Annotated in this window: 11 protein-coding genes; 4 read left to right on the top strand and 7 right to left on the bottom strand. The window is 59.2% G+C overall.

Annotated elements, in window-relative coordinates:
- Nucleotides 1–175: 175 nt before the first annotated feature.
- The 3 genes from atpE to NW820_RS01460 form a co-directional block, all read right to left on the bottom strand.
- Nucleotides 176–421 carry an ATP synthase F0 subunit C gene (gene atpE / locus NW820_RS01470; RefSeq protein ID WP_235280127.1) on the bottom strand — a complete coding sequence of 82 codons (246 nt, stop codon included), beginning with the start codon at nucleotides 419–421 and terminating at the stop codon, nucleotides 176–178.
- A 221-nt stretch (nucleotides 422–642) separates the two neighbouring features.
- Nucleotides 643–1389, bottom strand: coding sequence for a F0F1 ATP synthase subunit A (gene atpB, locus NW820_RS01465; RefSeq protein WP_414349847.1), 747 nt, complete (start codon nucleotides 1387–1389; stop codon nucleotides 643–645).
- 5 nt (nucleotides 1390–1394) lie between these two features.
- A complete protein-coding gene (locus NW820_RS01460) occupies nucleotides 1395–1799 on the bottom strand; it encodes a hypothetical protein (RefSeq protein ID WP_238376806.1) in 405 nt (134 codons plus the stop codon).
- 517 nt (nucleotides 1800–2316) lie between these two features.
- Here NW820_RS01460 and NW820_RS01455 point away from each other — a divergent pair.
- Both NW820_RS01455 and NW820_RS01450 read left to right on the top strand, forming a co-directional pair.
- Nucleotides 2317–2904: a DUF3177 family protein gene (locus tag NW820_RS01455; RefSeq protein WP_011434226.1), complete on the top strand. Its 588-nt coding sequence runs from the start codon at nucleotides 2317–2319 to the stop codon at nucleotides 2902–2904.
- Nucleotides 2901–3215 (top strand): hypothetical protein, encoded by a 315-nt coding sequence (locus tag NW820_RS01450; RefSeq protein ID WP_414406487.1) that lies wholly within the window; start codon nucleotides 2901–2903, stop codon nucleotides 3213–3215. The genes NW820_RS01455 and NW820_RS01450 overlap by 4 nt, the downstream gene beginning before the upstream one ends.
- 14 nt (nucleotides 3216–3229) lie before the next feature.
- On the opposite strand, the gene gpmI is transcribed toward NW820_RS01450, so the two are convergent.
- From gpmI to mnmE, 4 genes are all read right to left on the bottom strand, one after another.
- Nucleotides 3230–4822 carry a 2,3-bisphosphoglycerate-independent phosphoglycerate mutase gene (gpmI, locus tag NW820_RS01445; protein WP_414406486.1) on the bottom strand — a complete coding sequence of 531 codons (1593 nt, stop codon included), beginning with the start codon at nucleotides 4820–4822 and terminating at the stop codon, nucleotides 3230–3232.
- Between the two features lie 215 nt (nucleotides 4823–5037).
- Nucleotides 5038–5556: a tetratricopeptide repeat protein gene (locus tag NW820_RS01440; RefSeq protein ID WP_011434229.1), complete on the bottom strand. Its 519-nt coding sequence runs from the start codon at nucleotides 5554–5556 to the stop codon at nucleotides 5038–5040.
- Nucleotides 5557–5595: 39 nt separating this feature from the next.
- Complete coding sequence (gene dps, locus NW820_RS01435) at nucleotides 5596–6096, bottom strand: DNA starvation/stationary phase protection protein Dps (protein WP_414344460.1); 501 nt, start codon at nucleotides 6094–6096, stop codon at nucleotides 5596–5598.
- Nucleotides 6097–6196: 100 nt separating this feature from the next.
- On the bottom strand, nucleotides 6197–7576 hold the full coding sequence (mnmE, locus tag NW820_RS01430; protein WP_414406485.1) for a tRNA uridine-5-carboxymethylaminomethyl(34) synthesis GTPase MnmE: 1380 nt from the start codon (nucleotides 7574–7576) through the stop codon (nucleotides 6197–6199).
- Nucleotides 7577–7726: 150 nt separating this feature from the next.
- Here mnmE and glgP point away from each other — a divergent pair, with 150 nt between their 5' ends.
- The gene (gene glgP, locus NW820_RS01425; RefSeq protein ID WP_414406484.1) at nucleotides 7727–10327 is read left to right on the top strand and encodes an alpha-glucan family phosphorylase; all 2601 of its coding nucleotides are present in this window, start codon (nucleotides 7727–7729) and stop codon (nucleotides 10325–10327) included.
- A 412-nt stretch (nucleotides 10328–10739) separates the two neighbouring features.
- Nucleotides 10740–11801, top strand: a complete 1062-nt coding sequence (locus NW820_RS01420) for a tetratricopeptide repeat protein (protein ID WP_414406483.1) — start codon at nucleotides 10740–10742, stop codon at nucleotides 11799–11801.
- Nucleotides 11802–11958: the final 157 nt, after the last annotated feature.

The raw sequence follows: 11958 nt of genomic DNA, 5'->3' as shown, positions 1-11958 counted from the left end.
GCAGGGTGGCATCCAGATCGAAAAGACCACCTTTTTCAGCCGCTTCAACAGCCAATAGAGTTTGGAAGAGCATGGGTGTTATGACCCCAACAGAAACTTAGGTCTACCGTCAGGCCGGGTTGGGGGGCGGATATGGCTCACCTCGGCCATCGCTGCGGCCCGCCCCCGTAGGACACTAGGCGAAGGGGTTGGCAAACAAGAGCACCAAAGCCACCACCAAGCCGTAGATGGTCAGAGCTTCCATGAAGGCCAGGCTAACCAGCAGGTTGCCGCGGATCTTGTCTTCCGCCTCAGGTTGGCGGGCCACCCCTTCCATCGCAGCAGCAGCGGCGTTCCCCTGTCCGATCCCAGGACCCAGGGATCCCAGACCAATGGCCAGAGCAGCAGCCAGAACAGAAGCAGCAGAGGTTAACGGATCCATAGTGAGATGCTCCTTGGTGATTGACACAACAACAACGTCTCTTGAGCTTCAGAGGTGATCGGGTCTGATACACTACAGCCTCAAATCACTCCCTTGTCGGCGGCTTTCAGAACCAATCTGTCAGCCCCAACAAACCTTACCAAAAGAAGGGATCCCTTGCGCTGACCCCCTTGAGATGATTTTCCCGAAAAGGGCCAAGGTGGATCGACCGACCAGCGGGATCAATCGTGGTGATCCCCTCCTCCATGACCTTCCAGCGCCTCTCCAATGTAAGCTGCCGAGAGGGTTGAGAAGATCAAAGCCTGAATCGCCCCCGTAAACAGGAACAGAACCATCACCGGCACGGGGATAAACAAGGGCACCAGCAACACCAACACCGCAATCACCAGCTCTTCTGCCAGGATGTTGCCGAATAGACGGAAACTCAGGGAAAGGGGCTTGGTGAAATCTTCTAAAACGTTGATGGGCAGCAGAATCGGGGTAGGCTCGATGTACTTTTTGAAGTAAGACAGCCCCCGCTTGCTGATGCCGGCCACGAAATACATGATGCTGGTGAGCAGCGCCAACCCGGCAGTGGTGTTGATGTCGTTGGTGGGGGAGGCCAACTCCCCTTCCGGCAGGGGAATTAACTTCCAGGGGAAGAGGTTGCCCATCCAGTTGGAGACGAAGATGAACAGGAACAAGGTGCCGACATAGGGTACCCAGGGCCGGAAGTTTTTCTCGCCAATCTGGGCACGGGCAATGCTCTGCACAAATTCCAGGGCATACTCGACAAAGTTTTGCAGACCAGCCGGCTCCCGCTGCAGTTGACGGGTGCCCAAGATAACCACCGTCAAGATCAGGGCAATGGCGATCCAGCTGGCGATCAAAACCTGCCCGTGAACCGTGAATTTGCCCAGGTGCCAGTAAAGGTGATGGCCGACCTCGAGTTCTGCCAAAAGAGGAGGAGAGGAGAAGGACAGGTTCATGGGCATCACACAGAAGAAGATGAACGGGTCAAGGTCTGGACAAGATGAATGAGCAGGGTGACCTTGTAGGTCATGAACCCCAGGAAAATGGGCAATATCTGTAAAGACTTCACCTGAGTGGCTAAAACGATCAGCCCGACAAACAGAGCCAAACGCGTCACCCCCAAACGGTTGCGGCTTTTGCCCAGCTCCGCTACGCCGCGGCCCAGCATGCGCAGATAAACCACGCCAACAACCGCCCCCAGCAAGTAGTTGGCAGCTACCCCCAGAGAGTAAACCAGGGCCACTCCCACGGCAATGGCCAGACTTACCCCCAAGGTAACCAGCACCAGCCACAGCTGCAGCGCTTCATAGCTCCCGCTGCCAGCAACTGCTGCCCCCCTAGCTCCACCCTTCACCTTCCTCGCCAAATCGGGCTTCCCCAGGGCAAGGGGTGGCTCTGACGCAACTGGATCCCCTGTCTCTTCCTCCCGCTTCGGAGAAGGAGGTGCATTCTCCAAGGGAGGCAGTGGTCTGGGCTTCCACTGGGTCGCCTTCCAACGGGTAGAACTGTGAGAGAGGAGTCTGGAAGAACGGGCCATGGTTTCGAGGTCATGCCTCTCAAGGTTTGACCTTAACCCAAGATAACACGATTAAGTAACAATACTTAATGAGATTAAGTTGGGCCAAGGTCTGAAGGAGACTCCGCTGGTCGCTCAGACAGGCAGCTGGCCTTCCGAACGACAGGGATACTCCTCTGAGGAGCTAGCTAAGAATCTACCACTTTCGGGGATCGGTAGCGGCAAAATGGAAAACTTTCTGAAAGCTGTCTGGTGTAAAGTTTTGCTGGGGATGGTCAGCAGGCGTTAACATTCCGTAACTCTCTGTGTCCCGTCCTGGATCCCCCAGGTTTCATATACTAAGGGGCAGGAGTGGCAGAGGGTGAGGATGACTCCCCAGAGTTGGCTGGTGGATGCAATCTGGCTGGACTACCGCTTGGCAGTGGCGCTGACGGTGGTGATGCCATTGCTGCTGCTGATTTGGGCTTTTGCGGTGGGGTTGCGGCCCTTGATTCAGCTATTGATCGTTTATTGGCGGGTATCGAGCCTCTTGGCGGTGACGGTGTACCTGATGATTGGGGGCCTGCCCGTCAGCTTTCTCAGTGGAGCAATGGCGCGGCTGTTGATCTTGGTTTGTCTTTGGTTTTGGCGGGACTGGAGTGCTGCTCTCGAGCAGTCGAGAACCTGGGCGGCGCGAGCCTTTTTGCTCTGGCGGTGGGGCCTGACTGGTTATATGGGGGCCGGGATCCTCTTTTCGGGGGCCTTTGTGCCCTGTGCTTTCCGCACTTCTCTGCCAGAGGAGTGCCGGGCTTGGTTTGGGCCACCGCTGGGGTTTCGGGAGATCTTCCATCCCAATGTATCGCCGGAGCTGCTGGGGAGCGTGGGGGCCTGGGGGCTGGTGGCCTACCTGCTCTACAGCCTCTACTTTGTCTGGCGGCTGCGACCCGGAACTGATAAGGGGGAACTGGAAGCATGAGGGCCCTGCCTTGGCCCTTGGCCTTGGAGCGCTATAGCCAAAACCACCCGCAAGAGGTGCTGCGGGTGGAGGTGGAAAGCGAGGGAGAGTCTGATCTGGTGCTGATCTACCGCGGCTACAGCAGCTCCTTGCGCCGACCCACTCCCCCCGATCCCGAAGCGGCGGTGATCCCTCCCCAGGCCCGCTTTTTGCAGTTGGAGCGCTTGGCTGCCCCCTATCACCCCGATCGCTCACGGGTTCTGGCTGTCTATCGCAACTGGGGAGAGCTAACAGCATGGCTGGCCCAAGAAGGGATCCCAGTGACGGAGTAAGGGATCCCTGGCACCTACCGCCCCACAGGACTGGGTTGCCGCTGGAGGATGGTGTATTCTGCCGGCTGCAAAAGCGAACGTCCTGTCATTTCGGGGGGCTGAGGCAGGCCCAAGATCTCCAGCAGGGTGGGGGCCACATCAGCCAAAGTGCCGTTGGAGCGCAACTTGACATCGCCGCCACAGCCGGGGATTTTGCGCCTTTCCCCCTCCACCAAAATGCAGGGAACGGGGTTGGTGGTGTGGGCCGTCCAGGGGTTGCCGTTCTCATCCCACATCAGCTCTGCATTGCCATGATCCGCCAGGATCAAAGTAGTGCCTCCCGCATCCACCACTGCCGCCAGCAGCCGGCCCAAACAGCGATCCACCGTTTCCAGGGCGCAGATGGTGGCTTCGTAGTTGCCAGTGTGACCTACCATGTCGGGGTTGGCATAGTTGAGCACCACCAGGCTGTATTCGCGGCGGGCGATGGCCTCTATCGCCTTGTCGGTCACTTCCACTGCCGACATCTCCGGCGCCTGGTCGTAGGTGGTCACCAGCGGGCTTTGCACCAGGATGCGATCCTCACCGGGGAAGGGCTGCTCGATGCCGCCGTTGAAGAAGTAGGTGACATGGGCGTATTTTTCCGTCTCGGCAATGCGCAATTGCTTGAGGCCGGCCTCGCTCACCACTTGGCCCAGCAGGTGATCCAGGTTCTGGGGCTTGAACAGCACCTGCACCGGCAGCTCCGCCTCGTACTGAGTCATGGTGATGAAGGTGAGATCCGGCAGCAAGGGGCGCTGAAAGCCTGAGAAATCTGGGCAGACAAAGGCTTGGGTAAGTTGGCGGGCGCGATCTGGGCGGAAGTTGAAGAAAAGCACCGCATCTCCCGGCTGCACAGCCCCCGGAGCCAGGCGGGTGGGCGGGATGAACTCATCTGTGAGATCCTGGGCATAGAAAGCTTCCATCACCTCCGCGGCGCTTTGTCCACGGCCAGGGCCGTCTTGGGTCATGATCTCGTAGGCCTTTTGGGTGCGCTCCCAACGGCGATCCCGATCCATGGCGTAGTAGCGTCCGCTCAGGGTGGCGATGACGCCATTGCCCAGCCATTGCAGCTCTTTTTCCAGGGCGGCCAGAACCCTGGCACCATCGCGGGGCAAGGTGTCGCGGCCATCGGTGATGGCGTGGACATAGGCCGGAATCTCAGCCTGGGCCGCCAGCTTGAGCAACCCATAGAGATGGTCGATGTGGGAGTGAACCCCCCCCTCGGAGCAAAGGCCAACGAAGTGAAAACGGCCCCCTCGCTCTCTGAGCTGGCGACAAACTTGCATCAACAAGGGATCCTGGAAGAGGGATCCTGTCTCTATCGCGTCGCTGATGCGCACCAATTCCTGCGGCACCACCCGCCCTGCCCCCAAGGTCAGGTGCCCGACTTCAGAGTTGCCCATCTGTCCTGCCGGCAGGCCCACGGCCCGACCCGAAGCTTGCAGCAGGGTGTGGGGATAGGCAGCCCAAAGGCTATCCAGGACAGGGGTTTCCGCAGCCAGCACCGCGTTGCCATCGAGAGCATCCCGATAACCCCAGCCATCCAGGATCACCAAAACCACAGGTGCTACCGATTGCGAATCCATGAAATGGCCTCTCGTTTTATTTAAGACATAATACCAGCCCAGGCAACACGATACCGGATCTTACATTTGCGCTCAAGATTTCAGTATTATCAATCTTCTTTTGAGAGGATAAGGAAGTGCCTGCACAGGCAGGATGGAGTCTTTAGAGCCAACTCCTATGGACAACTGTGCTGCGGTCAAGAGTATTTCTGCGGATGAAATTGCAGATGGGATCCTCAGGGGCTGGGCTGCAACCGTTTGCGCAGAGACTCCGAGCGCCGCTTAGCAATGGCATTTCGGGGATCCAACTTCAGGGCAGTTTCGTAAGCTTCCAGGCTTGGGCCATAGAGATTTTTCTTCTCATAGGCATGGGCCAGATTGTTCCAAGCAGTTACATAACCGGGATCCGCAGCCACGGCATCCTTGTAGTAACGGATGGCCAAGTCGTACTGCCCCTGGCTGAAGTAGGCAAAACCGAGGGCGTTGCAGACGGGGGGAATGTTCTCCCCGGCCACTTCTAGGGCTTTTTTAAGCTGGGCAACCGCCTGGTCGTAGAGGCCTTTTTGCAAATAGACGCTGCCCAACTCGTAGTGCTCCTGCGGGGATCCCTTGCCTTTGCTCAGGCGGGGCTGCAGCTCACGGATGACCTTTTCCTGGGCCCGTACCCGCAGCACCTCCCGCAGGACAAAGAAGCCCGCCACGCCGAGGATACTGGCCAGAGCCACCAAATACAGGAGGGGAACGTTAACGCCCATTTTGCTTGATCCACTTGCCTGTGACTGGCCTCGCTGGCGTCACGCCTGCAGGTGAGCCTCGATAAACCAAAGATCTTTGTCAATCTGGCGCGAGATCTCGGTGAACAGGTCTGCTGTGTCGGCATCCCCCAGTTCGGTGGTGCGGTCAATGTTGCGGCGGACGGAAGCTGCATATTGAGCGTAACGGGCTGCCAAAGCCTGCAGGTGATCCCGACCCTCTTCAGCGGCCAGATCGTACTCCGGCAAGGTGGAGGTTTGGGCAACGATGCGAGCCGTGCCGCGGGCGATGCCCCCCAGCGCCGTAACCCGTTCCGCCAGCATGTCCACGTAGTTTTCCAGGGTGCTGGCAAAAGTGTCGAACATCTCGTGCAAGGCGATGAAGTGCATGCCTTTAACGTTCCAGTGGGCCTGTTTCACCTGCGTCTTCAGATCCAACGTGTCTGCCAAGGACTGGTTGAGCAGCTCCACCAGTTGCGCGCGAGCCTCTGCTGGCAAATCGATCTGGGTGGGGTAGAGACGGGTTTTCTCGGCGGTAACCATGCCTAATCTCCTAATTGTGTTTCCATTATCGGGGATCCGCTTCGGCTTCCCAACTGAGCCCATGGTAACACAAACTCAAAATGAGTATGAGTTAGGAGAGCTACTTACCGATGCAGAAGCGGCTGAAGATCTGATCCAGCACTGATTCTGAGATCTCCTCGCCAGTGATCTGGCCAAGGGCATGCAGGGCGCCCCGTAGGTCGATGCTCCAAAAGTCCAGGGGGAGCTGAGCTTGGATGGCCTGCCCCACCTGTTCCAGGCTGGCTTGGGCTTGTTGGAGGGCAGCGGCCTGCCGCTGGTTCAGGCTTATCTCCAGATTGGGCTGGGGACGTCCCTGGGTGACCAACTGCTCCAGGGCTCTTTCCAGCTCCGGGATCCCTTTCCCTTGGGCGGCAACGGCGGGGACGCGGTGGGCAATCTCGGGGGGGAGAGGGATCCCCTCTGGCGGGGCGAGGTCGGTTTTGTTGATCACCAGGATGAGGGGGCGATGGCGGATCGACTCGTAGATGGCGGCGTCGGCAGCCGTCCAGCCCGCTTGGGCGTCGATGACCAGCACCAGCACATCGGCAGCCTGGGCTAGGCGTTGGGAGCGCTCCACCCCCAGCCGTTCCACCGGATCTTCGGTGGCGCGGATGCCGGCAGTGTCCAGCAGTTGAACGGGGATCCCTTTCACCACCAGGTGGGATTCCACCACGTCGCGGGTGGTGCCGGGCAGATCGGTGACGATGGCCCGATCCTGTCCTGACCAAGCATTGAGCAGGCTGGACTTGCCCACATTGGGCCTCCCGACAATGGCCACCTTCACCCCGGTGCGCAGCAGTTGTCCCCGTTCTGCCGTGGCCAGCAGGGCTTGCATCTGGGCTTGAATAGCTTGGAGCCGGGCCTGCCAAGCGGCAACGTCCAAGGGGGGCAGATCCTCTTCAAAGTCGAGGCGAGCCTCAATTTCTGCCAACAAACCCAGCAGCTCCTGGCGCAGGGCGCGAATGGATCCCCCTAACTTACCCTGCAAGCCTGCTAGGGCCATCCGGGCCGCCTGAGGGGAGCGGGCCGCCACCAGATCGGCCACACTCTCGGCCTGGGTGAGGTCAATGCGGCCATTCAGAAAAGCGCGCAGGCTAAACTCCCCCGGCTGAGCCAGCCGCGCCCCCTGCCGCAGGCATTGTTGCAACGTGGCCTGAACCACCATGATGCCACCGTGGCAATGCAGCTCTGCCACATCTTCGCGGGTGTAAGAACGGGGGGCCTGCATCCAAACGGCCAGCGCTTCGTCTAGGATTTGGCCTTTCTCGTCGCGGATCCAGCCGTAGAGGAGCCGATGGCTCTCCCAGACTGCGCTGCGGCGGGCAGGGGTAAAGATGGCTTGGACAATGGGAAGGGCTCGTGACCCGGAAAGGCGCACAATCCCCACGCTGCCCTGTTCAGGCACCACCGCAGTGGCAATGGCAGCGATCGTATCGGCCAGGGGCGCAGTCGGATCCATCCCAAATAGAGCCCTGAGGGAGTTCGAGCAGCCGTTGGATTACAGCTCGGCATCCACTGGATTACAAATCGACATTCAAGTTAAAAAGCCACGCCCTCAGGCTGAGGGCAAGGTAGCCTGACAGTGGAAACAACGCTCCTCCCAGTCTTTATGAAGCCGCTACGCACGTTTAAGGTCACTCCCTACCTGCCTACTCCGCTGGAAAGTCTGCGCTTGTTGGCTTACAACCTGCATTTTAGTTGGAACGTAGAAACCCGCAGCCTATTCCGGCGCATGGATCCCGATCTGTGGGATGCCTGTGCCCACAACCCGGTGGCTCTTCTGGGCCGGATCCGGCAGGAACGGCTGGATGAGTTGGCGGAGGATCCCGGCTTTTTGGCCCAGTTGGAACGGGCCAGCCAACAACTGCAGAGCTACCTGCAGGAAGACACTTGGTATCGCAAGTATCGTTCGGCCCAAGCGGTGGAAGGGGAGTGCTACGCCTATTTTTCGGCAGAGTTTGGTTTGGCGGATTGTCTACCCCTCTACTCAGGCGGCTTGGGGGTTTTGGCCGGGGATCACCTCAAGGCGGCCAGCGACCTGGGCTTGCCCCTGGTGGGTGTGGGCTTGCTCTACCAAAAGGGGTATTTCCGCCAGTACCTCAACCCCGACGGCTGGCAGCAGGAACGCTACCCAGTTAACGATTTCTTTAACATGCCCCTGGAGCTGCAGAGAGATGCGGAGGGCCGCGAAATTCGCATTGAGGTGGATTATCCCAACCGCAAGGTGTTCGCCCGCATTTGGAAGGTGACGGTGGGGAGGGTGCCCCTCTATCTTCTGGACACCAACATCGAGCCCAACAGCCAGTACGACCAAGACATCACCGATGAGCTGTACGGTGGCGACCAAGATCTGCGCATCCACCAGGAGATCATGCTGGGGATCGGCGGCGTGCGGGCTTTGCGCGCCCTTGGCATCCATCCCACCGTCTACCACATGAACGAAGGGCACTCGGCCTTTTTGGCAGTAGAGCGGATTCGCCTGTTGATGGTGGAGCAGGGGCTGAGCTTTGAAGAGGCCTGGCAGGTGGCCAAGTCCAGCCAGATGTTTACCACCCACACGCCGGTGCCCGCCGGGATCGACCTATTCCCGCCCGACAAGATCGATTACTACCTCGGCTTCTACTACAGCCAGATGGGCCTGAGCCGGGAGCGCTTTTTGGCTTTGGGACGGGAAAATACTGGCGACTTCCAATCTCCCTTCAGCATGGCAGTGCTGGCCATCAACATGGCCTCTTTTGTGAACGGTGTGAGCAAGCTGCATGGGGCGGTTTCCCGCAAGATGTTCAGCCGGCTGTGGCCTGGGATCCCGCTGGAAGAAGTGCCGATTACTTCCATCACCAACGGGGTACATGTCCGCACCTGGGTGGGGGAGGAGAACCAAGCCCTCTACGACCGCTACCTGGGGCCGGATTGGGCAGAGGCTCCTCCTTCGGATCCCCTCTGGCAAAAGGTGGATCGGATTCCGGATGGGGAATTGTGGCGGGCCCACGAGCGCAGCCGCTCCCGCCTGATTAACTTTACCCGCGAGCGCTTGATGGAACAGCTCCAGAAACGGGCTGCCTCAGCGGCTGAGATCCAACGGGCCTCTGAGGCCCTCAACCCGGAGGTGCTTACCATTGGGTTTGCCCGCCGCTTTGCCACCTACAAGCGGGCCACCCTTTTGTTCCACAACCTGGAACGGCTCAAGGCTTTGCTCAACCATCCTCAGTACCCGATGCAGTTTATCTTTGCCGGCAAGGCCCACCCCCGCGACATACCCGGCAAAGAGCTGATCCGCCAGATCGTGCAGGTGTCGCGGCAGCCGGAGTTTCGCCAGCGCTTGGTTTTCATTGAGGACTACGACATGTATGTCACCAGCTTGATGGTGGCCGGGGTGGATGTGTGGCTGAACAACCCCTTGCGCCCCCGGGAGGCCAGCGGCACCAGTGGCATGAAGGCGGCAGCCAACGGTGGACAGAACCTCAGTATTTTGGACGGCTGGTGGGACGAGGCTGACTATTACCAGACCGGCTGGCCCATTGGCCGCGGTGAGGAGTATGAGGATCGCGCCTATCAAGATGAGGTGGAGTCGAATGCCCTCTACGACCTGCTGGAACAAGAGGTTGCCCCTCTCTTCTACCAGCGCGGCAGCGATGGCCTACCCCATCAGTGGATCCAGCGCATGAAGCAGGCGATTCGCCTCAATTGCCCCCAGTTCAGCACGCAGCGCATGGTGTTGGAGTACGTCCAGCGAGCCTACATTCCTCTCAGCAACTACTTCGACCGCATGCGCCGTGACCACTTCGAGTCGGCCCGCCAGTTCGTTCGTTGGCAAAACCACCTGCAGGAGCATTGGTACAACATCCAGGTTCTCAACGTCCAGATCGAAACCCCGAAGAAAGCTGCCGCTGCCGGCCTTGCCTTGGCACAGGATGACCAAGTGGTGATGGCCAGGGATCCCCTCACCGTGACGGTGGAAGTGCGGCTGGGATCCCTGCAACCTCAGGATGTGATTGTGCAAGCTTATCAGGGGCCGGTCAAGGATGATGGCCAGATTCAGAAAGGACAGGCAATCTCCCTGCGCTATGTGGAGACGCTGGAGGATCGGGCCATCTTTTCCGGCCAGATTTGCTATGAGGCCAGCGGCTTGCAAGGGTTAGCCATCCGCTTGCTGCCCTTTCACCCCGATATGCACGATCCCTATGAGCTGCGGTTGATGCTCTGGGCGTGACATACTCCCATCACTGACCCTACGGGTACAGTGTGGGCTTCTCGCTTCATCGGGGAGCCTACGCAAGAACCCTCTGCGAGCAGACACGGGATGTCCCACCGCGTAGCTGCACCAGATTCCGGCAAAGCCGTCTTGTGCAACTACTCTCATCATACACCATGTGGGGGTATCTGTATCCCGACACTGACGCTACGGGTACAGTGCGGGGCTTAGCTACCCCCACACCCCCACAAGCTAAAGGGTTGGGAGGAGCACGGGGATCCCCTTTCTACTCTTGATCCAAGTGAGCTACGGGAGCTTTTTGGGCTTGAGCTGTTCGGCGTTTTTCGCTGCCAAATCGGGCAGAATCAGAGAGAAGCTCGCGAGCAGATTAAAAAAACAGGATACGTTCGTAACAGCGGTGCAGAGCAGTATGTTCAGAGCCCACGACTCTGCCGGTTTGCGCCTTTTGATTGCGGTTGCCCTGTTGCTGGGGAGCATGGCCAGCTGGCGGCAGGATCGTCTTTTGGCAGTGATGGGCCTGGTGGGTGCAGCCGCCATCTCTGCCTTTACCCGTCCGGCCATCTTGGCCTACAACCGTGGTCGAGAACGGTGGCTGAACCGGGATTTGCTGGGGGCTATTGAACAGCTCAGCTTGGCTCTGCAACGGGATCCCTGCCTGGCCAACGCCTACATTTTGCGGGGAGAAGCCTACTTTGCCCTCGGCCAAGTTCCCCAGGCCCTGGAGGATTTCGGCCAGGCGATCCGGTTGGCCCCGCGGCGACCAGAACCCTATTTTTATCGCGGGCTGATTCGTCAATCTCAGGGGGATCTCCAGGGAGCAACGGCGGAGTTTGCTGAGCTGGTGCGCCTACACCCCAATGTCCCCCACCACCTCAGCTTGGCCAACCTGCTCATGCAACAGGGATCCCTGCCTTTGGCCCTAGCTCATCTGGATGAAGCCATTCGCTTGGATCCCACCTCAGCGCTTGCCCATTCCCAGCGGGCCCGTTTACACAGCTACCTGGGCACCTGGGAGGCGGCTTTGGCCGATTGGTCGCAGGCTATTGACTGGGATCCCAGCCCGGCCCATTACTACCAGCGGGGGGTGACCTACGCCTGTGGTGATTACTTTGACGAGGCCATTGCCGACCTCAGCCGCAGCTTAGAAAGAGAACCCCAGCAGCCCAACGTTCTCTACATCAGGGGCAACCTTCTCTATGCGCTGGGGGAGATCAAAGCTGCTTTGGACGACTACGAGCGGGCCTTTCGCCTGGAAGCGGATATGAACCGGATTGACCTCTCCGACGAGTATGGCTTGTACGGACGAGGGCTGGCCTACTGGAATATGGGAGATAAAGCAACAGCTTTTTCGGATTTGCAGGCAGCTTTGCAGGTCAGCCGCCGACATCACAACCTGGCCTTGGAGCAGCGGGTACGCCGGTCTCTGCTGCAACTGAGCGATCCCGACTGGGATCCTGCGCAATCTGCCTAGCGGGATTTGATTGATTGATTTGCAGGTGCCTCCCCTGACGCTGCAACTCCACGACGCTGCCGCTGAGGCCCAGATCCCGAAACGCCTGCAGCCACTGAAACGGTTTTCTGTTCCTGAGGCAGCGGGGGGTTGAGACCGAAGCAGTAGCCGACATTGC

The organism is Synechococcus sp. R55.7 (assembly GCF_047461955.1).
GTDB lineage: Bacteria > Cyanobacteriota > Cyanobacteriia > Thermostichales > Thermostichaceae > Thermostichus.
This window is presented reverse-complemented; position numbering and strand designations above follow the sequence as displayed.